General features: G+C 63.2%; 24 protein-coding genes. 16 read left to right on the top strand and 8 right to left on the bottom strand.

Annotated features, from left to right (window positions below; genetic code table 11):
- Nucleotides 1-22 precede the first annotated feature (22 nt).
- Nucleotides 23-277 carry a DUF1653 domain-containing protein gene (locus PMI15_RS02200; protein ID WP_007863197.1) on the bottom strand — a complete coding sequence of 85 codons (255 nt, stop codon included), beginning with the start codon at nucleotides 275-277 and terminating at the stop codon, nucleotides 23-25.
- A 35-nt stretch (nucleotides 278-312) separates the two neighbouring features.
- Here PMI15_RS02200 and PMI15_RS02195 point away from each other — a divergent pair, with 35 nt between their 5' ends.
- The 3 genes from PMI15_RS02195 to PMI15_RS02185 all read left to right on the top strand — a co-directional run bounded on the left by PMI15_RS02195 (nucleotide 313) and on the right by PMI15_RS02185 (nucleotide 4,874).
- Nucleotides 313-2,181, top strand: a complete 1,869-nt coding sequence (locus PMI15_RS02195; RefSeq protein ID WP_007863194.1) for a M48 family metallopeptidase — start codon at nucleotides 313-315, stop codon at nucleotides 2,179-2,181.
- Nucleotides 2,182-2,221: 40 nt separating this feature from the next.
- Nucleotides 2,222-3,475, top strand: coding sequence for an RsmB/NOP family class I SAM-dependent RNA methyltransferase (locus PMI15_RS02190; RefSeq protein WP_007863192.1), 1,254 nt, complete (start codon nucleotides 2,222-2,224; stop codon nucleotides 3,473-3,475).
- A gap of 199 nt (nucleotides 3,476-3,674) precedes the next feature.
- The gene (locus PMI15_RS02185; protein ID WP_007863190.1) at nucleotides 3,675-4,874 is read left to right on the top strand and encodes a fatty acid desaturase; all 1,200 of its coding nucleotides are present in this window, start codon (nucleotides 3,675-3,677) and stop codon (nucleotides 4,872-4,874) included.
- A gap of 191 nt (nucleotides 4,875-5,065) precedes the next feature.
- On the opposite strand, the gene rpmG is transcribed toward PMI15_RS02185, so the two are convergent.
- The 3 genes from rpmG to trxB form a co-directional block, all read right to left on the bottom strand.
- Nucleotides 5,066-5,233, bottom strand: a complete 168-nt coding sequence (rpmG, locus tag PMI15_RS02180; protein WP_007863188.1) for a 50S ribosomal protein L33 — start codon at nucleotides 5,231-5,233, stop codon at nucleotides 5,066-5,068.
- Nucleotides 5,234-5,244: 11 nt separating this feature from the next.
- Nucleotides 5,245-5,478 (bottom strand): 50S ribosomal protein L28, encoded by a 234-nt coding sequence (gene rpmB / locus PMI15_RS02175; protein ID WP_007863184.1) that lies wholly within the window; start codon nucleotides 5,476-5,478, stop codon nucleotides 5,245-5,247.
- Nucleotides 5,479-5,652: 174 nt separating this feature from the next.
- Nucleotides 5,653-6,597: a thioredoxin-disulfide reductase gene (gene trxB / locus PMI15_RS02170; RefSeq protein WP_007863183.1), complete on the bottom strand. Its 945-nt coding sequence runs from the start codon at nucleotides 6,595-6,597 to the stop codon at nucleotides 5,653-5,655.
- A 174-nt stretch (nucleotides 6,598-6,771) separates the two neighbouring features.
- Between trxB and PMI15_RS02165 the strand changes: the two genes are divergently transcribed.
- From PMI15_RS02165 to lolA, 3 genes are all read left to right on the top strand, one after another.
- Complete coding sequence (locus PMI15_RS02165) at nucleotides 6,772-7,449, top strand: Crp/Fnr family transcriptional regulator (protein WP_007863182.1); 678 nt, start codon at nucleotides 6,772-6,774, stop codon at nucleotides 7,447-7,449.
- 88 nt (nucleotides 7,450-7,537) lie between these two features.
- Entirely contained in the window at nucleotides 7,538-9,877 is a 2,340-nt protein-coding gene (locus PMI15_RS02160) for a DNA translocase FtsK (RefSeq protein WP_007863181.1), read from the top strand.
- A 5-nt stretch (nucleotides 9,878-9,882) separates the two neighbouring features.
- Nucleotides 9,883-10,527 (top strand): outer membrane lipoprotein chaperone LolA, encoded by a 645-nt coding sequence (gene lolA, locus PMI15_RS02155; RefSeq protein ID WP_007863180.1) that lies wholly within the window; start codon nucleotides 9,883-9,885, stop codon nucleotides 10,525-10,527.
- Between the two features lie 12 nt (nucleotides 10,528-10,539).
- On the opposite strand, the gene PMI15_RS02150 is transcribed toward lolA, so the two are convergent.
- The gene (locus PMI15_RS02150) at nucleotides 10,540-10,920 is read right to left on the bottom strand and encodes a nuclear transport factor 2 family protein (RefSeq protein WP_007863178.1); all 381 of its coding nucleotides are present in this window, start codon (nucleotides 10,918-10,920) and stop codon (nucleotides 10,540-10,542) included.
- Nucleotides 10,921-11,052: 132 nt separating this feature from the next.
- On the opposite strand from PMI15_RS02150, the gene PMI15_RS02145 reads away from it, so the two are divergent.
- The 3 genes from PMI15_RS02145 (at nucleotide 11,053) to PMI15_RS02135 (ending at nucleotide 14,767) form a co-directional block, all read left to right on the top strand.
- A complete protein-coding gene (locus tag PMI15_RS02145) occupies nucleotides 11,053-12,354 on the top strand; it encodes a replication-associated recombination protein A (RefSeq protein WP_007863176.1) in 1,302 nt (433 codons plus the stop codon).
- 180 nt (nucleotides 12,355-12,534) lie between these two features.
- Nucleotides 12,535-13,674 (top strand): branched-chain amino acid ABC transporter substrate-binding protein, encoded by a 1,140-nt coding sequence (locus PMI15_RS02140; protein ID WP_007863174.1) that lies wholly within the window; start codon nucleotides 12,535-12,537, stop codon nucleotides 13,672-13,674.
- 94 nt (nucleotides 13,675-13,768) lie between these two features.
- Complete coding sequence (locus tag PMI15_RS02135) at nucleotides 13,769-14,767, top strand: asparaginase (RefSeq protein WP_007863172.1); 999 nt, start codon at nucleotides 13,769-13,771, stop codon at nucleotides 14,765-14,767.
- 27 nt (nucleotides 14,768-14,794) lie between these two features.
- Here PMI15_RS02135 and PMI15_RS02130 read toward each other — a convergent pair whose 3' ends face one another.
- Complete coding sequence (locus PMI15_RS02130; protein ID WP_007863170.1) at nucleotides 14,795-15,688, bottom strand: LysR family transcriptional regulator; 894 nt, start codon at nucleotides 15,686-15,688, stop codon at nucleotides 14,795-14,797.
- Between the two features lie 350 nt (nucleotides 15,689-16,038).
- On the opposite strand from PMI15_RS02130, the gene PMI15_RS02125 reads away from it, so the two are divergent.
- The 5 genes from PMI15_RS02125 (at nucleotide 16,039) to PMI15_RS02105 (ending at nucleotide 20,194) form a co-directional block, all read left to right on the top strand.
- Nucleotides 16,039-16,968, top strand: coding sequence for a branched-chain amino acid ABC transporter permease (locus PMI15_RS02125; protein WP_007863162.1), 930 nt, complete (start codon nucleotides 16,039-16,041; stop codon nucleotides 16,966-16,968).
- 34 nt (nucleotides 16,969-17,002) lie between these two features.
- Nucleotides 17,003-18,121: an ABC transporter ATP-binding protein gene (locus PMI15_RS02120; protein WP_007863161.1), complete on the top strand. Its 1,119-nt coding sequence runs from the start codon at nucleotides 17,003-17,005 to the stop codon at nucleotides 18,119-18,121.
- 11 nt (nucleotides 18,122-18,132) lie between these two features.
- On the top strand, nucleotides 18,133-18,900 hold the full coding sequence (locus tag PMI15_RS02115; RefSeq protein WP_007863160.1) for an ABC transporter ATP-binding protein: 768 nt from the start codon (nucleotides 18,133-18,135) through the stop codon (nucleotides 18,898-18,900).
- 14 nt (nucleotides 18,901-18,914) lie between these two features.
- Nucleotides 18,915-19,634: an ABC transporter ATP-binding protein gene (locus PMI15_RS02110; protein ID WP_007863159.1), complete on the top strand. Its 720-nt coding sequence runs from the start codon at nucleotides 18,915-18,917 to the stop codon at nucleotides 19,632-19,634.
- 173 nt (nucleotides 19,635-19,807) lie between these two features.
- Nucleotides 19,808-20,194, top strand: a complete 387-nt coding sequence (locus tag PMI15_RS02105; RefSeq protein ID WP_081499526.1) for a DUF2845 domain-containing protein — start codon at nucleotides 19,808-19,810, stop codon at nucleotides 20,192-20,194.
- Between the two features lie 71 nt (nucleotides 20,195-20,265).
- Here PMI15_RS02105 and PMI15_RS02100 read toward each other — a convergent pair whose 3' ends face one another.
- Nucleotides 20,266-21,264 carry a tripartite tricarboxylate transporter substrate binding protein gene (locus PMI15_RS02100; RefSeq protein ID WP_007863157.1) on the bottom strand — a complete coding sequence of 333 codons (999 nt, stop codon included), beginning with the start codon at nucleotides 21,262-21,264 and terminating at the stop codon, nucleotides 20,266-20,268.
- Between the two features lie 167 nt (nucleotides 21,265-21,431).
- Here PMI15_RS02100 and PMI15_RS02095 point away from each other — a divergent pair, with 167 nt between their 5' ends.
- Nucleotides 21,432-21,794, top strand: a complete 363-nt coding sequence (locus tag PMI15_RS02095) for a hypothetical protein (protein ID WP_007863155.1) — start codon at nucleotides 21,432-21,434, stop codon at nucleotides 21,792-21,794.
- A gap of 105 nt (nucleotides 21,795-21,899) precedes the next feature.
- Here the strand turns inward: PMI15_RS02095 and PMI15_RS02090 are convergent, their stop codons facing one another.
- Entirely contained in the window at nucleotides 21,900-22,952 is a 1,053-nt protein-coding gene (locus PMI15_RS02090; protein WP_007863154.1) for a CDP-6-deoxy-delta-3,4-glucoseen reductase, read from the bottom strand.
- Between the two features lie 61 nt (nucleotides 22,953-23,013).
- Between PMI15_RS02090 and PMI15_RS02085 the strand changes: the two genes are divergently transcribed.
- On the top strand, nucleotides 23,014-23,786 hold a 773-nt coding region (locus PMI15_RS02085), incomplete at its 3' end, for an NAD-dependent epimerase/dehydratase family protein (RefSeq protein WP_036837178.1).

Below are 23,786 nucleotides of genomic sequence, written 5' to 3'. Positions count from 1 at the left end.
CCACGATTATCGATGACGGCGCTTAATCGGGCACCGGGCCGGGTTGCAGGGCAAATCGCGGCTGCTGCACCCCGTCTATCACCACCTGTTCATTGAACATGGCGGCGGGCCGTACCCACAGGCCTTTTTCGCCGTAAAGCGCGCGGTACAGCGTCATGGGCTCCAGGCTTTCGCTGTGGCGCACGGTGCCGACCACCTCGTAAAGCATGCCCTTGTAGTGGCGGTACAGGCCGGGCGGGGTTTCAATCAGGGGCGGCAGGTCTGGGTCTTGGTTCATGGGTAAGATTGTCGCCAACAAAAATGGGAGGGCCGATGGACCGGGCAGATTTCATCCATTTGGTGCGCCTGAGCGAGCATGCCAGCGCCGACGACAGCAAGGCCTACCGCCGCAGCGTGGCGGCTTTTGCGGCGCTGGGTTACGCCTGGGTCGTCGGTTGCCTGCTGCTGTCCGCCGGCATCCTGGCCTGGGTCGCCAGCGCCATGATGCATGGGCGCATCAAGGGTTTTTATGTCGCCCTGGTCGTCGCGGCCGGGGGATTGCTCTGGACCAGCCTGCGGGCGCTGTGGTGCCGTTTTGACGAGCCGGAAGGCGTGGTGTTGCAGCCGGCCGACGCGCCGGCCCTGTTCGAGGCGCTGGAGCGTATTCGCAGGAAGATCAAGGGTCCGCCCATACACTGCGTGCGGCTGGACGCGGACTTCAACGCCAGCATCCGGCAGCATCCGCGCTTCGGCCTGTTTGGCGGCGGCGTCAACCACCTCAATATCGGCCTGCCGCTGTTGATGGCCCTGGACCGTCCGCGCTTTCTGGCCGTGCTGGCCCATGAGTACGGCCATTTGCGAGGCGACCATGGCCGTTTCGCCGCCTGGATCTACCGCACCCGCCTGAGCTGGGCCATGCTGAACCACGGCCTGCGCAACGACGAAGGCCCGGTGGCGGCCGCCACGCAGGCTTTTCTGCGCTGGTACTTTCCGCGTTTTTCGGCCAAGACCTTTGCGCTGGCCCGCCAGGACGAATACGAGGCCGACCGCATTTCCGGAAAGCTGCTGGGCAAGGACGTCGCCGCCGCGGCGCTGACCGAACTGGCCGTCAAGGGCGACTGGGTCGCCAGGGAGTTCTGGCTCGAGCACTGGAGCGCCGCCGCGGCCCAGGCCCTGCCGGTGGGGCCTTACGCGGCCATGCGGCCCTTGCTGGGTCTGGCGCCGCCCGGGGATTTCGCCCGCGAGTCGCTGCGGCAGGCCCTGCGCCGCATCAGCGACGTGGACGACACCCATCCGGGCCTGCGCGACCGGCTGGAGGCGCTGAAAGCCGGCAAAAACCTGCCGGCATGGTCTGCTTCTTCGCGCTCCGCGCTGGCGCTGCTGGGTGACGGCGGCGCGAAATGGATCGCGCATTTCGACAAGCAATGGTGCAGGGACAACGCCAGCGACTGGAAGCAGCACCACGCCTACCTGGGGCGGGTGCGGGCCCGTGCCGATGCCTTGGCTTCCAGCGAAAAGCGCAACAACGCCGAGGAAATGGTCGAACTGGGCAACCTGCGGCGCCGCCTGGACGCGCGGGCCGATGTCCGCGGCCACTACGAGCGCGCGCTGCAGATGACGCCCGGCCATGCAGGGGCCCTGCGCGGCCTGGCGCAATGCCTGCCGGCCGCGGAGCGCGCGCTGCGCCTGGATTGCCTGGGGCAGCTGTTCGAGCACAGCGTGGCCAGCCGCTGGTGGGCCTGCCGGGTGGCCGTGGCAGAGATGGAGCAGCCCGCCGTCGACGGCAGTTTTGATGAGAAGGCCCTGGCCTTGTGGCGTGAACGGCTCAAGCAGGCGGAAGAAGCCGAGGGGCGTGCCTGGGAGGAGCTGACCGACACGCCGTTTTTCCAGGCCATAGGTCGCCACGACCTCAGCCTTTTTGAGCACGGCGAACTGCAGGCGCAGCTTGCGCGCTGCAAGCCGGTGGCGCGGGCCTGGCTGGTGCGCAAGAACCTCAAGGAATTTGCCCACAGGCGCTGCTACCTGCTGTTCCTGGACCTGCCGGGGCTGGATGATGAATCGCGCTATGCGCTGTGCCGCGACCTGGAGCGTTCGCTGGACCTGCCGGGCCCCGTGCTGGTCCTGTGGGCCGGTTATTCGCCCACGCTGGGTGACATCGAACGCAACGCTTTTGAGGCCGTCTACCTGCGCGCCATGGACTGAACCGGGTTGAGCCGCTCGGCAAGGGTGGGACAATGGGGCCATGCACCCCAAAGCCTTACTCGACAGTTGTTCCGAGCTTCTCAAGCAGGTCCTCAAATTTGATCATCCCGCCGACATGGTGGTTTCGCGCTACTTCCGCGACTATCGGCTCGGCCCGCGCGAGCGCGCCACCGTGGCGGAAACCATTTACGGCGTGCTGCGTAAAAAAAACCTCTATACCTACCTGGCCCAGCACGGCAGCGGCCCGCTGGAGCGGCGCCTGGCGATCCTGGGTTTTGCCGCCGAGCGGGATTTCCTGCTGGGCGCGCTGACCGACCAGGAGAAAGACTGGCTGTCCCGCTGCGATCAGGTCAAGCCAGGCGACCTGATGGAATTGCACCGCCACAACCTGCCGCAGTGGCTGGTGGAACCGCTCAAGGAGCAACTGGGCGACGATTTCTGGCCGCTGGTGGAAAGCCTCAATGCGCCGGCCGGACTGGATTTACGCGTCAACGCGCTGAAAGACAAGCGCGCCGATGTCCAGAAAGAACTGTCGAAGGCGGGCATCAAAACCGTCGCCACGCCGTATTCGCCCTGGGGCCTGCGCATAGACGGCAAGCCCCAGCTGGCCAAGCTGGACGCCTTCACGCGCGGCGCCATCGAGGTGCAGGACGAGGGTTCACAGCTTCTGGCCCTGCTGATGGACGCCAAGCGCGGCGAGATGGTGGTCGATTTCTGCGCCGGCGCCGGCGGCAAGACGCTGGCGCTGGGCGCGTCCATGCGCAACACCGGACGGCTGTATGCCTTTGACACCTCCGGCCACCGGCTTGATGCGCTCAAGCCCCGGCTGGCGCGCAGCGGGCTGTCGAATGTGCACCCCGTGGCCATCGCCCATGAACGCGACGACCGCATCAAGCGCCTGGCCGGCAAGATAGACAGGGTGCTGGTCGATGCGCCGTGCTCGGGCCTGGGCACTTTGCGGCGCAACCCCGACCTCAAATGGCGGCAGACACCCAAGGCCATCGAAGAGCTCCAGGCCAAGCAAACCGCGATTTTGCAGAGCGCCGCGCGGCTTTTAAAGCCCGGCGGCCGGCTGGTTTATGCCACCTGCAGCGTTTTGCGCGAAGAAAACGAGGCGATTGCCGAAGCCTTCAGCGCGGCCAATACAGGGTTTAACGTCCTTGAAACCGGGCCTTTGTTGACCCATCTGGGGGTGGAACATGCCGAAAAACTCTGCCGCGGCCCCTACCTTCGCCTCTGGCCCTACTTGCACCAGACTGACGGGTTTTTCGCCGCAGTATGGCAAAAGTCCTGATATTTTTGCCGGCAAAAGACGACAGATAGGCTGATGTTACATATTTATTCGTGATTTTTCGCACTGATTTGCCCCTTCGCCTGTGCCTCAGGCGACTTGGTGTTTGCAGGGGTTCGCCTTACAATAAGACCCTTGTCTGGTGCAGCGCCTGGAGACAAATTTGGATGGGCGGCTGGTGCAGGTTGTTTAAAGGATTTTTATGATTTTGTTTGATGCCGCCCTCGACTGGCTGGCGAATGGCCTGCTCGCCGCCAGCTGGTGGCAGATCGTGTTGTACACCCTGGTGACCACCCACATCACTATCGCCAGCGTGACGATTTACCTGCACCGCCACCAGGCGCACCGCGCCATGGACCTGCACGCGATCCCCTCGCATTTTTTCCGTTTCTGGCTGTGGCTGGGCACGGGCCAGGTGACCAAGGAATGGGTGTCCATTCACCGCAAGCACCACGCCAAGTGCGAAACCCTTGAAGATCCGCACAGCCCGCAAGCCCACGGCATCAAGAAGGTGTTCTGGGAAGGTGCCGAGCTGTACCGCGCCGAGAGCAAGAACAAGGAAACCATGACCAAGTACGGCCATGGCACACCGAATGACTGGCTGGAGCGCAATGTCTACACCCGCTACAGCTGGCAAGGCGTGGGCCTGATGATGATCATCGACCTGGCTTTCTTCGGCGCGGCCGGCCTGGCGGTCTGGGCGGTTCAAATGGCCTGGATTCCCGTGACGGCGGCCGGCATCATCAACGGTATCGGCCACTACTGGGGTTACCGCAACTTTGAGGCACCCGACGCCAGCACCAATATCTCGCCCTGGGGCATCATGATCGGCGGCGAGGAACTGCACAACAACCACCACACCTACCCGACCTCGGCCAAGTTCTCGGTCAAACCCTATGAGTTTGACATCGGCTGGATTTACATCCGCGCCCTCGAAAAAATGGGCCTTGCCGCCGTGAAGAAGGTGCCGCCCAAGCTCCAGCTGGGTTCCATCCAGCCCGTGGCTGACGAGAAAACGCTGGAAGCCCTGATCGCCCACCGCTACGAAGTGATGGCCGGTTTTGCGCGCGAACTGCGCCGTGCCGGCAAGGCTGAAATCGAAGTGCTGAAGGCCAAAAAGGCCGACGTGTCCGTGCTGCGCGCGGCCAACCGCTGGCTGCACCGCGACGACGACAAGGTGCCTGCGGCCGCCAAGCCGCAGTTGGCCCAGGCCCGCGCCGAGCACCCCGTGCTCGACAAGATGGTCACCATGCGCGAAGAGCTGCGCCAGATGTGGATGAGCACCTCGGCCTCCCGCGAGCAACTGGCGACCGACCTGCAGGCCTGGTGCCACCGCGCGGAAGAAAGCGGTATTGCCGCGCTGCGCGAGTTCTCGCTGAAGCTGCGCGCCGCCCGCGCCTGACGCCACCCCGTCCGCCGGCCTGGGCCGGCCCGCCGACCCCTCAAGCCGCCTCCGTTGTTGATTCACGGGGGCGGTTTTGTTTTGGGCGCATCACCCTGGGCCGACGAGTTGGTAAAAGAAGGCGGCGAGAAAATTGTCGGCCATAAAAAAACCCGCCGGGATGCGGCGGGTTTTTGGCGGGAAGAGCCGAATTACTTCAGCTTGATTTCCTTGTATTCCACGTGCTTGCGTGCTTTGGGATCAAACTTCATGATCAGCATCTTGTCGGGCGTGGTCTTCTTGTTCTTGGTGGTCGTGTAGAAGTGACCGGTGCCGGCGGTGGATTCCAGCTTGATTTTTTCGCGTGCGCCTTTAGCCATGATGGTGCTCCTTAAGCTTGGCCGCGTGCGCGCAGGTCTGCGAGCACGGAATCAATGCCGTTCTTGTCGATCAGGCGCAGGGCGGCGCTGGAAACGCGCAGGCGGACCCAACGGTTTTCGCTTTCGACCCAGAAACGACGGTATTGCAGGTTCACGAGGAACCGGCGCTTGGTTTTGTTGTTGGCGTGGGAAACATTGTTGCCCACCATTGGGCGCTTGCCCGTGACTTCACATACGCGTGCCATATGCACTCCAGTATTTTCAACAGCAGCCACGCCGAAAGCACCCTGTGCCTGTCGTCATGCCTGCCTCACCTCGCCAGAATAGGGTGGCGGTAACCCGAGACTGCCAAACCGGCCCCTTAATCGGAATTAACAGGGCAAATTTAGCAAAGCCTTGAATTATAAGGGATTTTTTGATTACTCTGCTTGTTCGAGGAAACGCTGGGCATCCAGGGCCGCCATGCAGCCGGTTCCGGCACTGGTGATGGCCTGGCGGTAGACATGGTCCTGCACGTCGCCGGCGGCGAAAACGCCCGGTACGCTGGTCATGGTGGCAAAGCCTTGCAGCCCGGTTTTGGTGATGATGTAGCCGTCCTTCATCTCCAGCTGGCCGGCAAAGATGTCGGTGTTGGGCTGGTGGCCGATGGCGATAAAGCAGCCCTTGAGGCTGAGATCCTGCGTGGCGTCGCTTTGGGTACTTTTGAGGCGCACGCCCGTCACGCCGGAGGCGTCGCCCAGCACCTGGTCCAGCGTGTGGTGCAGCTTGAGCTCGATCTTGCCGGCCTTGACCTTCTCGTGCAGCTTGTCGATCAGGATGGCCTCGGCCTTGAATTTGTCGCGGCGGTGCACCAGCGTGACCTTGCTGGCGATGTTGGACAGGTACAGGGCCTCTTCCACGGCGGTGTTGCCGCCGCCCACCACGCAGACTTCCTGGCCGCGGTAGAAGAAGCCGTCGCAGGTGGCGCAACCGGAAACGCCGCGGCCCATGAAGGCGCTTTCCGATTCCAGCCCCAGGTATTTGGCCGAGGCGCCGGTGGCGATGATCAGCGCGTCGCAGGTGTAGGTCCCGCTGTCCCCGGTCAGGGTGAAGGGGCGCTTGCTGAAATCGACTTTGTTGATGTGGTCAAAAATAATTTCGGTCTTGAAGCGTTCCGCGTGCTCGAGGAAGCGCTGCATCAGGTCCGGTCCCTGCACGCCGTGCACGTCGGCCGGCCAGTTGTCGACCTCGGTGGTGGTCATGAGCTGGCCGCCCTGCGCGATGCCGGTGATCAGCACCGGGTTGAGGTTGGCGCGGGCCGCGTAGACGGCCGCGGTGTAGCCGGCGGGCCCCGAACCGAGGATTAAGACGCTTGAATGTTTCATGTTGAAAAACTGATTGGGAAAGTGTAAGAACTCGGGTAGAGTCGTGCCGCATAAGCGCAGCGCAAGGTAAAACCGTCGAGGTAGTACTTTTGCGGCATTGGGTTTTATAAATTACGTGCCATTGTAAGAACTCACGCGACGTCCCGTTGTTTGTGAGGTTGGGAGATATCAGATATGACGACGATGGTGTCCAACCTGGAATTGATTCGCCGGGTACCCCTTTTCTCCGTTTTGACGGCCGCCCAGGCCGCTTCCGTCGCCGATACGGTGGTCAAGCGCCGCTTCAAGCGCGGCGAGCCTATCGTCGAGCAGGGCAAGAAGTCCAATGCGCTATCCATCATCCTGACGGGCCGGGCCCGCGTCGTCACCACCGATGCCCGCGGGCGCGAGGTCATTCTGGCCACCATGCACCCCGGCGATTACGTCGGCGAGATGAGCCTGATCGACAACGAGCCGCACTCGGCCACGGTGCGCGCCGAGATCCAGACCGACGCCCTGATCCTGGGCCGCCTCGAATTCGCACGCTGCCTGCCCGAGAACAGCTCCATGGCTTATGCCGTGCTCAAGGGCCTGGTGCAGCGGCTGCGCCACGCCGACCGGCAGATCGAGTCGCTGGCCCTGATGGACGTCTACGGCCGCGTGGCGAGGGCCTTGCTGGAGTTCGCCAGCGACGACGGCACCGGCAACACCGTGATCCGCGACAAGGTCTCGCGCCAGGATCTGGCCAAGATGGTCGGCGCCTCGCGCGAGATGGTCAGCCGGGTCATGAAGGACCTGGAGGAGCGCGGCTTCATTGAAACCCGGGACGACGGCTCCGTGCTCGTGAAAGAGCGGCTGCATACCCTGGGTTAACACGCCCGGCCGATCGCCCGCCACCCGTTTGGCGCCCATGGCGCTCCTTCAAGGCTTGCACTCAACTGCGGTAAGCTTCAAGTGAGCCATGACTTACTCACTCGATACCCTGAACTCCAGAAACTCCCCCGTCACGGGCGCGCCCGGCGGCATCAAACGCTTTGCCCATGAAGTCAGCCTGATCCTGGGCCTGCTCGGCCTGGTTTTCTGGCTGGCCGCCTTGCTCAGCTATTCGCCGCAGGATGCGGCCTGGTCGACTTCCGGCACCGCGCAAGCCGTGGCCGGCGGCCATGCCGCGACCCTCAACTGGGGCGGGCGCGTGGGCGCCTGGCTCGCCGATGCCAGCTATTACCTGCTGGGCTTTTCGGTCTGGTGGGCACTGGCCGCGGGCGGCCAAGCCTGGCTGAGGTCGCTGGCGCGCTGGCTGCGCGGCGAACCCCTGGAGGCCGGGGAGTCCCATCGCATCCGTTTCTGGCTCAGCTTGCTGCTGCTGCTACTGGCCAGCGCGGCACTGGAGTGGTCGCGGCTTTACCGCTTTGAATTCAAGCTGCCCGGCCATGCGGGGGGGGTGCTCGGCTACCTGGCGGGTGTGCAGGGCGAGAAGTGGCTGGGATTTGCCGGCTCCGGCCTGGTGTTCATCGCGCTGGGCGTCATTGCCGTGTCGGCGGTCTTTGGTTTTTCGTGGGCCCATGTGGCGCTGCGCGTAGGCGCCTGGATAGACAACCTGATCGATTCGCGCCGCGAAAAGCGCGAAATCGCCGAAGACCTGGCCTTCGGCAAGCTGGCCGCCCGCGAGCGTGAGGAGACACTGATCGACGAACGCATCGAAATCGAGGAACACCACCCGGTGCCGGTGCTGATTGAGCCTGTGCTGGTCGACATTCCCAAAAGCGAGCGCGTGGCCAAGGAACGGCAAAAGCCGCTTTTCAGCGAAATGCCCGATTCCAAGCTGCCGCAGGTCGACCTGCTGGACGGCGCGCTGCAGCGCCAGGAGGGCGTTGCGCCCGAGACATTGGAGATGACCTCGCGCCTGATCGAGAAAAAGCTCAAGGATTTCGGCGTCGAGGTGCGTGTGGTCGCCGCCGCGCCCGGCCCCGTGATCACCCGCTATGAGATAGAGCCGGCCACGGGCGTCAAGGGCTCGCAGGTCGTCAACCTGGCCAAGGACCTGGCGCGCGCCCTGAGCCTGGTCTCCATCCGCGTGATCGAAACCATTCCAGGCAAGAACTACATGGCGCTGGAACTGCCCAACGCCAAGCGTCAGTCCATCAAGCTCAGCGAAATCCTGGGTTCGCAGGTCTACAACGAAGCCAAGTCCCTGCTCACCATAGGCCTGGGCAAGGACATCAGCGGCGCCGCGGTGGTGGCTGACCTGGCCAAGATGCCGCACTGCCTGGTGGCCGGCACCACAGGCTCGGGCAAGTCGGTCGGCATCAACGCCATGATCCTGAGCCTGCTCTACAAGGCCGATGCGCGCGACGTGCGCCTGCTGCTGATAGACCCCAAGATGCTGGAGATGAGTGTCTACGAAGGCATTCCGCACCTGCTGGCCCCGGTGGTTACCGACATGCGCCAGGCGGCCCACGGCCTGAACTGGTGCGTGGCCGAAATGGAAAAGCGCTACAAGCTCATGAGCAAGCTGGGCGTGCGCAACCTGGCCGGCTACAACGCCAAGATGGACGAGGCCAAGGCCAAGGGCGAGTTCATCTACAACCCCTTCAGCCTCACGCCCGAGCAACCCGAGCCGCTGGAGCGCCTGCCTTACATCGTGGTGGTGATCGACGAGCTGGCCGACCTGATGATGGTGGTCGGCAAGAAGATCGAGGAGCTGATTGCCCGCCTGGCGCAAAAAGCCCGGGCCGCCGGCATCCACCTGGTGCTGGCGACCCAGCGCCCCAGCGTGGACGTGATCACCGGCCTGATCAAGGCCAACATCCCGACCCGCCTCTCCTTCCAGGTCAGCAGCAAGATCGACAGCCGCACCATCCTGGACCAGATGGGCGCCGAGGCCTTGCTGGGAATGGGTGACATGCTTTACATGCCGAGTGGTACAGGCTTTCCAATCCGGGTGCATGGTGCGTTTGTGAGTGATGACGAAGTGCACCGCGTGGTGGCCTACCTCAAGCAGCAGGGCGAACCCAATTACATCGAAGGCGTGCTCGAAGGTGGCACGGTCGATGGCGAGGACGGCGACCTGCTGGGTGAGGGCGGCAACGGCGGCAGCGGCGAGAAAGACCCGATGTACGACCAGGCCGTGGAGGTCGTGCTGAAGAACCGCAAGGCCAGCATTTCGCTGGTGCAGCGTCACCTCAAGATCGGCTACAACCGCGCCGCGCGGCTGGTCGAAGACATGGAAAAAGCCGGGCTGGTCAGTGCCATGAGTGGCAGCGGCCAGCGCGACATCCTGGTGCCCGCAAGGGCGGAGTGACGATCATGAAGAAATACATTGCAACGATGCTGGTGGCGGCCTGTGCGCATCCCGCCTGGGCCGACGGCCTGGACAGCCTGGAGGCTTTCGTGAAGACCGTCAGCAGCGGCCGCGCCGAATTCACCCAGGTCGTCACCGCGCCGGCCAGGGACGGCCAGGCCGCGCGCAGCAAGACTTCCACCGGCACGTTTGAGTTTTCCCGGCCCAACCGCTTTCGCTTCATTTACAAGAAGCCCTTTGAGCAAAGCATCGTGGCCGACGGCCAGACTTTGTGGCTGCACGACGTGGACCTGAACCAGGTCACCTCGCGCAAGCAGTCCAGCGTGCTGGGCTCCACCCCCGCAGCGCTGATTGCCGCGGCGCCCGACTTGCGCGCCCTGCAGGCCGATTTCACGCTGGCCGCCGCGCCCGATGCCGGCGGCCTGCAATGGGTGGTGGCCACGCCCAAGACCAAGGAAGGCCAGCTGCAGTCCGTGCGCGTGGGCTTTCGCCCCGGCGAAAAATCCTCCGGCCTGGCCGCGCTGGAGATCACCGACAGCTTCGGCCAGCGCTCGGTGCTGAGCTTCAGCAAGGTCGAGGTCAACCCCAATCTGCCGGCCGATACCTTCCGCTTCACCCCGCCCAAGGGCGCGGACGTGATCCGGCAGTAAACAAAACCGGTTCTAGGCGACCGGGGGCTTGGGAAGCCGCTGCGCGGGATCGTAGAAAAAGGTTTCTTCCGCGATGCGCTCGCCTTCCCAGCGTTGCCAGGCGAGTTCCTCCATCTCGGTGCGGCTGCCGTCCTGCCATTCAAAGCGGAAGATCCAGCGGATCACCACGTGGTCGCCCTGGAGCAGGGCGGGGCGCACGCAGGTCGATGTCAGGGACTTCGCTCTCTCCATTACCTTTTGCTCGCCCAGGATCAAATTGGCGCGCCCCACGCGGGGCGGGGCCTGGTTTTCCTGCATGGAAGCGTTCTCGGTGTAGAACTCCGCGATGGCCTCGGCATGGGCGTTTTGTTCCACGCGCGCGATAAATCGTTCCAGTGTTTCGGGGCTTGGCATGAGGATTCCTCCTGAAGGTTATTGGCGTTGTACCTGACTTGCCGCAACCCTGCCGCCGGGTCGGGCTCCGTGGCTTAGACTCGTGTCATTGCCGTTCATCATCCCCTTGACCTTCCGTTTTCCAGCCTCCCCGTGAAAGCCGCGTCCACCCCCCACCAGCCCCTGGCCGAGCGCCTGCGCCCGCAAAACCTGGGCGAGGTCATAGGCCAGCAGCACCTGCTGGGCGAAGGCATGCCGCTGCGCATCGCGTTTGAGTCCGGCCAGCCGCACAGCTGCATCCTGTGGGGCCCGCCCGGCGTCGGCAAGACCACCATCGCGCGCCTCATGGCCAGCAGCTTTGACGCCCACTTCATCACCATCTCGGCTGTGCTGGGCGGCGTCAAGGACATCCGCGAAGCGGTGGAGCAGGCCAGCATCTGGCAGGCCCAGGGCGGGCGGCGCACCATCGTGTTTGTCGATGAGGTGCACCGCTTCAACAAAAGCCAGCAGGATGCCTTCCTGCCGCATGTGGAGAGCGGCCTTTTCACCTTTATAGGCGCCACCACCGAAAATCCCTCGTTCGAGGTCAACTCGGCCTTGCTGTCGCGCGCGGTGGTCTATGTGCTGCAGCCGCTGGGCGAGGCCGACCTGAAACAGATCGTGGACAAAGTCCTGGCCGAAAACGCCTTGCCGGCCATCACCGCCATCGATGCGCAGGCCGTGGACCGCCTCGTGACCTATGCCGACGGCGATGCGCGGCGCCTGCTCAACACGCTGGAGTCGCTCAGCGTGGCGGCCAAGGCCGAGAAGGTCACCGGGGTTACCGACGCCTGGCTGCTCAAGGTGCTGGGCGAGCGCCTGCGCCGCTACGACAAGGGCGGCGAGCAGTTCTACGACACCATCTCGGCCCTGCACAAATCGGTGCGCGGCTCAGACCCCGACGCCGCGCTCTACTGGTTCATGCGCATGCTCGACGGCGGCGCCGAGCCGCGCTACATGGCGCGCCGGCTGGTGCGCATGGCCAGCGAGGACATAGGCCTGGCCGACCCGCGCGCGCTGCGCATGGCGCTGGACGCGGCCGAGGTCTATGAGCGCCTGGGCTCCCCCGAAGGCGAGCTGGCCCTGGCCCAGTGCGTGATTTACCTGGCGGTGGCGCCCAAGTCCAACGCGGTCTACAAGGCCTTCAACGAGGCCAAGGCGTTTATCGCCAAGGACGGCACCCGCCCGGTGCCCCTGCATTTGCGCAATGCACCAACAAAGCTCATGAAGCAGCTGGACTACGGGAAAAACTACCGTTACGCCCATGATGAGGAAGACGGCTTCGCGGCCGGTGAAAACTACTTTCCCGAAGGCATGCGGGCCCCGGGCTTTTACAGGCCGGTTAACAGGGGGCTGGAAATGAAAATCGCTGAAAAGCTCGAGCAGCTGCGGGCAAAGAACGACGCGAAGAAATAAGCCGCGCGCGGCGAGTTGAGGCGGGGCTTGCCGGCGGGCAGCGAAGAGCGGCTCGCCCGATGCGCATCGGCGCTCCCCAAAACAGCGCATACGCTTTCTGCATGGCGTGCCCCGTCTGCGCATGCGCCAAGAGAAATCCCCGTTTGATACTACCCACTCATCAATTCATCAGGAGTCGGTATGTCGTCAGGTTATTGCATAAAAAGCATTCTTTCGGTGCTGGCAGTTGTTTCGGCAACTTCGGCCTTCGCCCAGGAAAAAATAAAAATTGCCATCGTCGGGCCCTTGTCCGGCCAGGCGGCGAACTACGGAAAAGACAATGAGCGCGGCGCGCAGCTGGCCATTGAGGACCTGAACGCCAGCCAGTTCAAGATCGGCGGCAAGGCCGTAAAGTTTGAGCTGATTTCCGAAGACGACCAGGCCGACCCGAAGCAGGGAACCGCCGTTGCGCAAAAGCTGGTGGACAGCGGCGTCAACGGTGTTGTGGGCCACAACAACAGCGGCACCACGATTCCCGCCGCCCGCATCTACAGCGAAGCCGGCCTTCCGCATATCACCCCGGCGGCCTCCAACCCAAAACTCACCCAGCTGGGCTACAAGACCACCTTCCGCACCATTGCGCATGACGGAATGATCGGTAGTGCCCTGGCTGTGTTCGCGGCGACCAAACTCAAGCTCCAAAAAGTTGCCTTGATTGACGACCGTACGGCCTATGGCCAGGGCCTGGCGGACGAGTTTGAAAAAACCTTCAAATCACTGGGCGGTGAAATTGTCGCGCGTGAATTTACCAATGACAAGGCGAGCGATTTTTCTCCTATCCTGACGACGATCAAAGGCAAGAAGGCGCAGGCTGTTTTTTTTGGTGGGCTTGATGGACAGGCCGGGTCCATGCTTCGCCAGATGGCCCAATTGGGAATGGGGCAACTTCCTTTCATGGGCGGTGACGGTGTCTGCACCGGCGATCTGCCCAAGCTGGGTGCGCAGGCCGTTGGGAAAAACGTTATTTGCGGTGACGGCGGCGAAGCCTTGATGGATATGAAAGGCGGCCCCGGTTTTGCAAAACGCTACAAGGCCGCTTACGGTGCCGAGGTCGTGGTTTATGCGCCTTATGCCTATGACAACGTCATGATCTTGGCCAATGCCATGCGTGCGGCCGGTTCGGCGGAGCCCGCGAAATACCTGGCGTATGTCGGCAAGACAAAGCACGAGGGCATCACCGGGCATATCGAGTTTGACGGAACGGGCCAGCGCAAGAATGCTGCCGTCACCTTGTCCACCTATCCCCAGGGCATCAAGACCACGCTTGTCACGATGAAGTGACCGCGCCTGGAAAGTTCGAGCACCTTAGAAGACTGCGGCGGTGATTCTCGCCGCTGTCTTCCCGGTGCGCGCCTAACGCAATCGTTGAACATTGATGCCAAAAATAAAAATTGCCGTTCTGGGCACTGGAGGCACCATCGCGGGCGAAGCCAATTCCGCGGCGGACGTACTTAACTACCAGGATTCCCAACTCTCCGCGGCTGACACACTGGCGCCTTTGAGGCCCTATTTGCCCGGGAACGTTGAGCTGCTCGTGGTTCAAATCAGCCAGCTGGGCAGCGAAAACTTTTCCACCGATACATGGCTCGGCCTGGCTGACGCGATTACCCGCCTTGAGGAGACCGAGGCGCCGGACGGATTTGTGTTGACGCAGGGGACGGATACGCTGGAGGAGACCGCTTACTTTCTGCACCTGGCGATCAAGACGCCCAAGCCGGTCGTGGTGGTGGGGGCCATGCGGCCGGCAACGGCCCTCAGCGCGGATGGTCCTCTGAATCTCCTGCGGGCGGTGCAACTGGCCGCCAGCCCCCTTGCACGGGGCTTGGGTGTGATGGTGGTTGCCAACGAGCGCATCTTTTCGGCTCGTGAAGTGACCAAGTCCCATACTTCGTCGATTGACAGTTTCGGCAGTCCTGAATTTGGTTGTGTCGGCTATATGCAAAACGGCGAGGTCAAGCTGCATCGGATGCCGTCGCGTCACCACACGATGGATTCGCCTTTCAACGTGGCCGGTCTGCATAGCCTGCCGAAGGTGGATATTGTTTACGCCTACGCAGGCGCCGGCTGTGAAAGTATTCGTGCGTTCCTGAGCCATGGCGCGCGCGGCCTGGTGCATGCGGGAACCGGAAATGGTTCCATCTCCAGTGTTCATCGGGCGGCGTATCGCGAGGCGATCCTTCGCGGCGTCCCGGTTGTCAGGAGTTCCCGCACCGGGAGCGGCCTTGTCTCGCGCAACGGTGCGATGAACGATGATGCCTTTGGCAGTGTGGGTGCCGACACGCTCAGCCCGCAAAAAGCCCGTGTGCTGCTTTGCCTGGCATTGACCTTGACGCAGGATGCGGTGCAGTTGCAGTGCTATTTCGACAATTACTGAGCGACAAAGCCCGTGTCTGCCGCCACCTCAGCCACCATGAATGAGACTCGCCTGGGCCTTGAAATGCTCCATAAACTTTTTCTCATGCAAGCCTGCCTGGTGCGTAACCAGGCGCATCGCGGCGACCCGTATTGGCACTTCGGGCGCAAAGGGCAAAACCTGCGCTCCGAGCATTTTGCCCAGCGCGCCGGTCAGGGAGTCGACCAATGCCACTCCCATCCCTTGCATGGCCAGGTGCATGGCGACCACGCTGGTTTCGACCGACACATTGCGGGTGAGTGCAATGTCCGCCATCCCGTCCGTTTGGGCAATCAGCGAGGCAACCAGGTCATCCTTGCTCAGTCCGATGATGTTGCAGGAGCCGAGGTCCTGGATGGAGATGGATTTTTTGGATTTGGAAAAATAACCCGATGTGGAGACTGAACAAAAGTGGGCCTGGAGCAGGTCCGTGGTGTCGAGCGCCGCGTGCGCGACCGGTTCATAAACAAACCCGATATCGACCTGCCCGGCCAGAAGCGCCTCAACAAGAGAGTCGTAGTGGTAGGTTTCCAGCGTCAGTTTGCATTTGGGATATTGCCCGATGAAGGATCTCACAGCGCTGGGCAGGACGGCTGTGGCCAGCGAAGGTACGGCTGCGATCCTCAACTGCTTGACGCCTCCGTTGCGCAGCCCGGCTGCCAGCGAAGAGGCATGGCTCATGGATTCCATGATTTTCAGGATCGCCGGACGCAGCTGCTGGGCTTCGTCGGTCGGCGCCATGCGTCCTTGCTGGCGGTGAAACAGCAGGAAGCCGAGTTCGGTTTCCGCGCTGGAAATCAGGCGGGACACGGCCGGCTGGGAAAGATTGAGCATCTTTGCCGCGCCTGTGACGGTGCCGCAGAGAAATACCGCGTTGATGGCCTCGTATTTATGAAATCGCATGTCGTAATCTAAAAATGAACGAATTGCGCTGTGTCAACGGGGTGCCGCATGGTGGCGAGGTGGGCTTCGCATAAGGTCTGATTTTCAAGGAGCGATCAACATAAGACTGACTAATGAAAAGTTAAAAATCGATGTTTCACCAAATGTTAAGGGTAAACCCCGCGAAAACCGCCCGCTTGGCCCGATTCTCGCTTAACACCGGTGGCTACAATTTGCGGACTAGCTCGCCATTCAGCAGCCAACCGGCTTTGATGGGCGGGCTTTTTGTTAACTCGTGCCAGCCGTCGGTGATCCCGGCAGCAGGCGCCGCCAGCAGAGTTGGCAATTTCATTTACACGGGAGAGTGAGTTATGGAAGTATTGCTACAGCAGATCATTAACGGTCTGGTCCTGGGCAGCATGTATGCCCTGATCGCGCTGGGCTACACGATGGTGTACGGCATCATCAACCTGATCAATTTCGCGCACGGCGAGGTATTGATGGTGGGGGCGCTGACCAGTTGGACCATTATCGGCCTGATGCAGAGCGCCATGCCGGGCACACCGGGCTGGCTGATCCTGCTGATATCGCTGCTGATTGCCTTTGTCGTCTGCGGGGCCCTCAATTTCGCGATTGAAAAAATCGCCTACCGGCCGCTGCGAAACTCCCCCAAGCTGGCCCCGCTGATCACCGCCATCGGCATGTCGCTGCTGCTGCAGACACTGGCCATGATCATCTGGAAACCCAATTACAAACCCTATCCCACCCTGTTGCCCACCGAGCCCTTCCAGGTCGGCGGCGCCGTCATCACGGTGACCCAGCTCTTCATTCTGGGCGCCACCGCCGTCTCCCTCTCGGTGTTGATGTGGCTGGTGCACTACACCAAGCTGGGTCGCGCCATGCGGGCCACCGCCGAGAACCCGCGCGTGGCGGCGCTCATGGGCGTCAAGCCCGACACCGTCATCTCCGCAACCTTCATCATCGGCGCCGTGCTGGCGGCGCTGGCCGGCGTGATGTACGCCTCCAACTACGGTACGGTGCAGCACACCATGGGCTTTTTGCCCGGCCTCAAGGCCTTCACGGCCGCCGTGTTCGGCGGCATCGGCAACCTGGGTGGCGCGGTGCTGGGCGGCATCCTGCTGGGCCTGATCGAATCAATCGGAGCGGGTTATATCGGACCGCTGACCGGCGGGGTGCTGGGCAGCCAGTACTCCGACATCTTCGCCTTTATCGTGCTGATTTTTGTCCTCACGCTGCGGCCTTCCGGCTTGCTCGGTGAGCGTGTGGCGGACCGGGCCTGAAGGCCCTGCCATCCGGTACACAAGGAGAATATTGATGAATTCCACACAATCGAAAAAACTGGTGACCTTCCTGGTCGTCGCGGCGGCGTTGCTGGTGCTGCCCCTGATCCTGCAGCAGGGCGGCAACGCCTGGGTGCGCATTGTCGACATGGCGCTGCTCTACGTGCTGCTGGCCCTGGGCCTGAACATCGTGGTCGGCTACGCCGGCCTGCTGGACCTGGGCTATGTCGCCTTCTTCGCCGTCGGCGCCTACCTGTTCGCGTTGCTGGGCTCGCCCCACCTGGCCGATGCCTTCCCCTGGATCGCTGCGCAGTTTCCGAACGGGCTGCATCTGCCGATCTGGGCCATCATCCCGGCCGCAGCGGCCCTGGCCGGATTCTTCGGCGTGGTGCTGGGCGCCCCGACCCTCAAGCTGCGCGGCGACTACCTGGCCATCGTGACGCTGGGCTTTGGTGAAATCATCCGGGTGTTCCTGAACAACCTGGACCGCCCCATCAACCTGACCAACGGTCCCAAGGGCATCAACCAGATCGACTCGATGAAGTTCTTCGGTTTCGACCTGGGCAAGCCGCATGAGTTTTTCGGCATCGAGGTCAACTCGGTGTCCATGTACTACTACCTGTTCCTGGTGCTGGTGATCGTCTCGGTCGTCATCTGCCACCGCCTGGAAAACTCCCGTATAGGCCGTGCCTGGATGGCCATCCGCGAAGACGAAATCGCCGCCAAGGCCATGGGCATCAACACCCGCAACATGAAGCTGCTGGCTTTCGGCATGGGCGCCACCTTCGGCGGCGTGTCCGGCTCGATGTTCGCGGCCTTCCAGGGCTTTGTGTCCCCCGAATCCTTCAGCCTGATGGAGTCCGTCATGATCGTCGCCATGGTGGTGCTGGGCGGTATAGGCCACCTGCCTGGTGTCATTCTGGGCGCCTTGCTGCTGGCCGCCCTGCCCGAAGTGCTGCGCCACGTCGCCGGCCCGCTGCAGGCCATGACCGACGGCCGCCTCGACTCCGCCATCCTGCGCCAGCTGCTGATTGCGCTGGCCATGATCACCATCATGCTGATGCGACCGCGCGGCCTCTGGCCTTCCGCCGAGCACGGCAAGTCGCTGAACAAGGTCGTCGGCAAAGACCCCATCCAGTCAATCAACCCCTAAGGAGAATGGACATGAGCGAAACCATTCTTAAAGTCTCCGGTGTCTCCAAGCGCTTCGGCGGTTTGCAGGCCCTCTCCGACGTCGGCATCCACATTGAGCGCGGCCAGGTTTACGGCCTGATCGGCCCGAACGGCGCCGGCAAGACCACTTTCTTCAACGTGCTGACCGGCCTTTACACGCCCGACAGCGGCACTTTTGAACTCGCCGGCAAGGCCTACAAGCCCACGGCCGTGCATGAAGTCGCCAAGGCCGGCATCGCTCGCACCTTCCAGAACATCCGGCTCTTCGCCGACATGACGGCCCTGGAAAACGTGATGGTCGGTCGCCATATCCGCACCCAATCCGGCCTCATGGGCGCGGTGTTCCGCACGCCCGGCTTCAAGCACGAGGAGGCCGCCATCGCCAAGCGGTCGCAGGAACTGCTCGACTACGTGGGCATAGGCAAATACGCCGACTTCAAGGCCCGCACGCTGAGCTACGGCGACCAGCGCCGCCTGGAAATCGCTCGGGCGCTGGCCACCGATCCGCAGCTGATCGCGCTCGACGAGCCTGCCGCCGGCATGAACGCCACCGAAAAAGTGCAGCTGCGCGAACTGATAGACCGTATCCGCAAGGACAACCGCACCATCCTGCTGATCGAGCATGACGTCAAGCTGGTCATGGGCCTGTGCGACCGCGTCACCGTGCTCGACTACGGCAAGCAGATCGCCGAAGGCGCGCCCGCCGAGGTGCAAAAAGACGAAAAAGTGATCACCGCCTATCTCGGCACCGGTCATTGAAGGAAAACAAGAACATGGCAGCAAACACACTCCTCAAAGTGACCGGCCTGAAAGTCGCCTACGGCGGCATCCAGGCGGTCAAGGGCGTGGACTTCGAAGTCCACGAAGGCGAACTGGTTACGCTGATCGGCTCCAACGGCGCCGGCAAGACCACCACCATGAAAGCCATCACCGGCACCCTGCCGATGCTGGACGGCGACATCGAATACCTGGGCAAAAGCATCAAGGGCCGCGGTGCCTGGGACCTGGTCAAGGAAGGCCTGGCCATGGTGCCGGAGGGCCGCGGCGTATTCACCCGCATGACCATTACCGAGAACCTGCAGATGGGCGCCTACATCCGCAGCGACAAGGCCGGCATCGCCGAAGACATCGAAAAGATGTTCGTGCTGTTCCCGCGCCTGCGTGAGCGCAAGGACCAGCTGGCCGGCACCATGTCCGGCGGCGAACAGCAGATGCTGGCCATGGGCCGCGCGCTGATGAGCCGCCCCAAGGTGCTGCTGCTCGATGAGCCCTCCATGGGTTTGTCGCCCATCATGGTCGACAAGATCTTCGAGGTCGTGAAGGACGTTTCTTCGCGCGGCGTGACGGTACTGCTGGTCGAGCAAAATGCCAGCCGCGCGCTGGGCATCGCCAACCGCGGCTACGTCATGGAGTCCGGCAACGTCACCATGAACGGCGACGCCAAGCAACTGCTCAGCGACCCGCGCGTGCGCGCCGCCTACCTCGGCGAGTAAGCCATTGCATTGCGCCAGCCCCGCGCGCCGCACGGCGCCGCGGGATGCGCATTACAGCCGTAACACCGGCGGGCCGCCCCGGGGCCACAAATGCCTTGCGGCGCCAAATCTTTGCGCATAAAGTTCAAAGGATGCGCCGCATGCGCATCTTTATAGAACTCCGGGAACAAAAAATGAATCCAATCTTTATCCGCGCCGCCGCCGTGACCCTGGCCTTCCTGGCTTCGTCCGCGTTCACCGGTGCCTCCGCCCAGTCGCTGCGCTGCAAGGGCGACCTTGCGCAGATCGGCAACTCCAAGAGCACCATTTTGCAAAAATGCGGCGAGCCCGTCATGAAAGACAGCTTCTGCAAGCCGGTGCAGGAGACCGTCTCCAGCGCGCCCGTCACCACGCCGACGGTGCCCAGCACCTCCGGCACCACCACCAACGTTACGGTCAACACCTGCCAGCAGGTTGAGGAATGGACCTACAACCCCGGCTACGGGCAGTTCATGACCATGCTGTTGTTTGAGGGGGGCTCCCTCAAAAGCATCCGCTACGGTGATCGTGTGACCCGGTGAGCCGTCACGGCGCATAACAAATAAAAAGGCCGGCCCCTTTCGTGGGGCCGGCCTTTTTTATGGGCGTCGGGTCAGTCCACCTTGGCGCCCGAGGCTTTCACCACTTTTTCATACTTGGCCAGTTCGCTTTTCATGAAGGCGCCGAACTGCTCGGGCGTGTTGCCCACGGGCTCGGCCATCAACGTGGCGAAGCGGGTCTTGGCTTCGGGGGAGTTCAGTGCGGCGACAAAGGCCTGGTTGAGCTTGGCCACCACGTCCTTGGGCGTGCCCGCGGGCGCCACCAGGCCCCACCAGGTGTCGATTTCAAAACCCTTGAGCGTCTCGGCAACCGCCGGCACTTCGGGCAGCATGGCGCTGCGCTTGGCCGTGGTCACGGCCAGGGCCTTGAGCTTGCCGGCCTTGATGTTGGCCGAGGCGGTGGCGAGGTTGTCGAAGTTGTAGTCGACCTGGCCGCTGAGCAGTGCCAGCTGGGCCGGGTTGCCGCCGTTATAGGGAATGTGCAGCGCGAAGATGCCGGCCTGGGCCTTGAACATCTCGCCGGCCAGGTGGCCCGCGCTGCCGTTGCCGCCGCTGGCGTAGTTGAGCTTGGCCGGGTTGGCCTTGGCGTACTTGATCAGGTCGGCCAGCGTGTTGATGTTCAGGCGCCGCGCGGTGTCGGCGTTCATCACCAGCACATTGGGCACGCGCACCATCTGCGTGATGGGCGCGAAATCGGTGGCCGCGTTGTACGGCATCTTGCTATAGAGCCAGGGGTTGATGGCATGCGTGGCCACCGCCGAGATGCCGACCGTGAGCCCATCGGGTTGGGCCTTGGCGATCGCGTCGACGCCGATGTTGCCGCCGCCGCCCGGCTTGTTTTCAATGATCACGGTGCCCAGCGAGTCTTTCACGCGCTCGGCCATCAGGCGGGCGGTCGCGTCAATGGGGCCACCGGCCGCGTACGGCACGATGATGCGCATGATCTTGGCTTGGGCCAGCGCGGGGATGGGCGACAGGGCCGCGCCGGCCATCAAAACGACGGCCAGGCTTTTGGCCATCAGGAAGGGGAGGGGGAGGGGTCGAATATTCATTGCCCTATTGTTGCAAAAAAGTCAGCCGTGCCGCGCTTGCCCGCTCCGTCGCATGCGCTTACAGCATCTTTACCTGCGGGACATGGTCGCCCGGCGGCCGCGCCGCGTTGGGGTTTCATGAGGCGCCCGCTTCATGTTTTCTCCCCCCTCAAACTCAAGGAAACCCCATGAAGATTCATACCCTTGTCGCTGCCCTCGCACTGGCTGCCGGTGGCCATGCCTTTGCCCAGGCGCCCGCCGCCCCCGCGGCGCCCAAAGACCCGCTGGCCACGCCCCGCATCGACCAGCGCCAGGCCAACCAGGAAAAGCGCATTGACCAGGGCGTGAGCTCGGGCGCGCTGACCGCCAAGGAGACGGCCAAGCTCGATAAGCGCGAGACCAAAATCGAAGCCGACAAGCTGGCCGCCAAATCCGACGGCAAGGTCACCAAGGCCGAACGCCGCAAACTCAAGCACGAAGAAAACCGCGCCAGCGCCGCCATCCGCCGCCAGAAGCACGACCGGCAGGTCGCGCCCGCCAAAGCCGGCTGAACTTCGCCGCCCTTGGCCCGCGCATAAAAAAGCCCCGGCTGATGCATCAGCCGGGGCGTTTCTTTTTCTTCTTCTTTTATTCTTCTTGTTTGTTGGGGGCGCCGCTCAGGCCTGCGCGGGAACAGTGGCCTGGGATTTTTCCTTTTCAGTCACAAAAGAGTCTGCATAAAACTCGTCTTCCGGCAAGCCGGCGGCGGTGTAGGCGGCCTGGGCCGAGTCCACCACGATGGGTGCGCCGCAGGCATACACCTGGTGGCCCGACAGGTCGGCGAAATCCTCCAGCACAGCCTGGTGGACAAAGCCGGTGCGGCCGGTCCAGTTGTCCTCGGGCAGGGCATTGGAAATCACAGGCACATAACGCAAATTCGGCATTTCGGCGGTCTTGGTTTTCACCCACTCGTCCATGTAGAGGTCGGCCGGGCGGCGGCCGCCCCAGTAGAGCACGGCCGGGCGCGTGATGCCCTTGAACTGCAGGTGCTCGATCAGCGCCTTGATGGGCGCAAAACCGGTGCCCGAGGCCAGCAGCACCATGGGCTTGTCGCTGTCTTCGCGCAGGTAGAAGCTGCCGAAGGGGCCCTCGATGCGCAGGATTTCCTTTTCCTTCATGGGGCCGAACACATGCTCGGTGAACTTGCCGCCCGGCATGTGGCGGATGTGCAGTTCCACGCCCGGGTTCTCGGCCTGGGTGTGCGGTGCGTTGCCCATGGAATAGGCGCGGCGGTCACCGTCGCGCAGCAAAAATTCCACGTATTGGCCGGCGTGGTACTTGAACACGTCGCTGGCCGGCAACTGCAGGCGCACCACCATCACGTCGTGCGAGGCCTTGGCCAGGCTGTTGACACGCACCGGCATCTTTTTGACGGGGAAGGCGCTTTCGTCGGTCACGTGGCGCGACTCGATGACCACGTCGGAATGGGCGGTGGCGCAGCAGGTGAGGATGAAGCCGGCGGCTTCTTCCTCGGGCGACAGGGCCTTGGCCTGGTGCGCGCCGTGGGTCACCGTACCCTCGAGTTTTTTGGATTTGCAGGAACCGCAGGCGCCGTCCTTGCAGCCGTAGGGCAGGCCTATGCCCTGGCGTATGGCGGCGGCCAGCAGGGCTTCGTCCACCTGGGCGATGAAAGTCCGGCCGCTGGGCTGCACGGTCACGTTAAAGCTCATATTCGGTATCCTTGCGGTAACTGTTCTCGACTCGGCCGGTTTTCCCGGCAACCCCCCAATTTTGCCCTCAAACCTGAACTCCCTAGGCGCGCTGCCTTCCCGTTTTCGCCGGGAGCGCATTTTGATCGTCGGCTGCGGCGACGTGGGCCTGCGCGCGGCCCGGCAACTGCCGCGCAACGCCAGGCTCATGGCGCTCACCTCTTCGGCCGCGCGCGTGCCCGAACTGCGGGCCAGCCGCATCACGCCGCTGCGGGGCAACCTGGACGACGGCGCCTCGCTGCGCCGCCTGGCGGGCCTGGCCACCCGGGTGCTGCACCTGGCGCCGCCCCCGAATGACAAAGCCGAGCTGCGCAGCGACCCGCGCACGCTGGCCCTGCTGCGCGCCCTGCGGCTGCGCGGCTTGCCGCGCTCCCTGGTCTATGCCTCCACCAGCGGGGTGTACGGCGACTGCGGCGGCCAATGGGTGCGTGAAACCCGGCCGCTGAACGCCCTCACGCCCCGCGCCCAGCGCCGCGTGCACGCCGAGGCCCATGTGCGGCTGTTCGGCCGGGCCACCGGCACCCGGGTGCACCTGCTGCGCATCCCGGGCATTTACGCGCCCGACCGCGAAGGCGGCACGCCGCGCGGCCGGCTGCTCAAGGGCACGCCGGTGCTGCGCGCGGAAGACGACGTCTATACCAATCACATCCACGCCGACGACCTGGCCCGCGCCTGCCTCGCGGCGCTGTGGCGCGGCAAGCCGCAGCGCGCCAGCAATGCCAGCGACGACACCCAGCTCAAGATGGGCGACTACTTCGACCTGGCGGCCGGCCTTTACGGCTTTCCGCGGCCGCC

The sequence above is a fragment of the Polaromonas sp. CF318 genome, from assembly GCF_000282655.1.
GTDB lineage: Bacteria > Pseudomonadota > Gammaproteobacteria > Burkholderiales > Burkholderiaceae_C > Polaromonas.
This window is presented reverse-complemented; position numbering and strand designations above follow the sequence as displayed.

What these genes read in the sequence shown, in the direction of transcription:
- PMI15_RS02200 (WP_007863197.1), bottom strand. Translation starts at nt 277, where the DNA reads ATGAACCAAGACCCAGACCTGCCGCCCCTGATTGAAACCCCGCCCGGC.
- PMI15_RS02195 (WP_007863194.1), top strand. Translation starts at nt 313, where the DNA reads ATGGACCGGGCAGATTTCATCCATTTGGTGCGCCTGAGCGAGCATGCC.
- PMI15_RS02190 (WP_007863192.1), top strand. Translation starts at nt 2,222, where the DNA reads ATGCACCCCAAAGCCTTACTCGACAGTTGTTCCGAGCTTCTCAAGCAG.
- PMI15_RS02185 (WP_007863190.1), top strand. Translation starts at nt 3,675, where the DNA reads ATGATTTTGTTTGATGCCGCCCTCGACTGGCTGGCGAATGGCCTGCTC.
- rpmG (WP_007863188.1), bottom strand. Translation starts at nt 5,233, where the DNA reads ATGGCTAAAGGCGCACGCGAAAAAATCAAGCTGGAATCCACCGCCGGC.
- rpmB (WP_007863184.1), bottom strand. Translation starts at nt 5,478, where the DNA reads ATGGCACGCGTATGTGAAGTCACGGGCAAGCGCCCAATGGTGGGCAAC.
- trxB (WP_007863183.1), bottom strand. Translation starts at nt 6,597, where the DNA reads ATGAAACATTCAAGCGTCTTAATCCTCGGTTCGGGGCCCGCCGGCTAC.
- PMI15_RS02165 (WP_007863182.1), top strand. Translation starts at nt 6,772, where the DNA reads ATGACGACGATGGTGTCCAACCTGGAATTGATTCGCCGGGTACCCCTT.
- PMI15_RS02160 (WP_007863181.1), top strand. Translation starts at nt 7,538, where the DNA reads ATGACTTACTCACTCGATACCCTGAACTCCAGAAACTCCCCCGTCACG.
- lolA (WP_007863180.1), top strand. Translation starts at nt 9,883, where the DNA reads ATGAAGAAATACATTGCAACGATGCTGGTGGCGGCCTGTGCGCATCCC.
- PMI15_RS02150 (WP_007863178.1), bottom strand. Translation starts at nt 10,920, where the DNA reads ATGCCAAGCCCCGAAACACTGGAACGATTTATCGCGCGCGTGGAACAA.
- PMI15_RS02140 (WP_007863174.1), top strand. Translation starts at nt 12,535, where the DNA reads ATGTCGTCAGGTTATTGCATAAAAAGCATTCTTTCGGTGCTGGCAGTT.
- PMI15_RS02135 (WP_007863172.1), top strand. Translation starts at nt 13,769, where the DNA reads ATGCCAAAAATAAAAATTGCCGTTCTGGGCACTGGAGGCACCATCGCG.
- PMI15_RS02130 (WP_007863170.1), bottom strand. Translation starts at nt 15,688, where the DNA reads ATGCGATTTCATAAATACGAGGCCATCAACGCGGTATTTCTCTGCGGC.
- PMI15_RS02125 (WP_007863162.1), top strand. Translation starts at nt 16,039, where the DNA reads ATGGAAGTATTGCTACAGCAGATCATTAACGGTCTGGTCCTGGGCAGC.
- PMI15_RS02120 (WP_007863161.1), top strand. Translation starts at nt 17,003, where the DNA reads ATGAATTCCACACAATCGAAAAAACTGGTGACCTTCCTGGTCGTCGCG.
- PMI15_RS02115 (WP_007863160.1), top strand. Translation starts at nt 18,133, where the DNA reads ATGAGCGAAACCATTCTTAAAGTCTCCGGTGTCTCCAAGCGCTTCGGC.
- PMI15_RS02110 (WP_007863159.1), top strand. Translation starts at nt 18,915, where the DNA reads ATGGCAGCAAACACACTCCTCAAAGTGACCGGCCTGAAAGTCGCCTAC.
- PMI15_RS02105 (WP_081499526.1), top strand. Translation starts at nt 19,808, where the DNA reads ATGAATCCAATCTTTATCCGCGCCGCCGCCGTGACCCTGGCCTTCCTG.
- PMI15_RS02100 (WP_007863157.1), bottom strand. Translation starts at nt 21,264, where the DNA reads ATGAATATTCGACCCCTCCCCCTCCCCTTCCTGATGGCCAAAAGCCTG.
- PMI15_RS02095 (WP_007863155.1), top strand. Translation starts at nt 21,432, where the DNA reads ATGAAGATTCATACCCTTGTCGCTGCCCTCGCACTGGCTGCCGGTGGC.
- PMI15_RS02090 (WP_007863154.1), bottom strand. Translation starts at nt 22,952, where the DNA reads ATGAGCTTTAACGTGACCGTGCAGCCCAGCGGCCGGACTTTCATCGCC.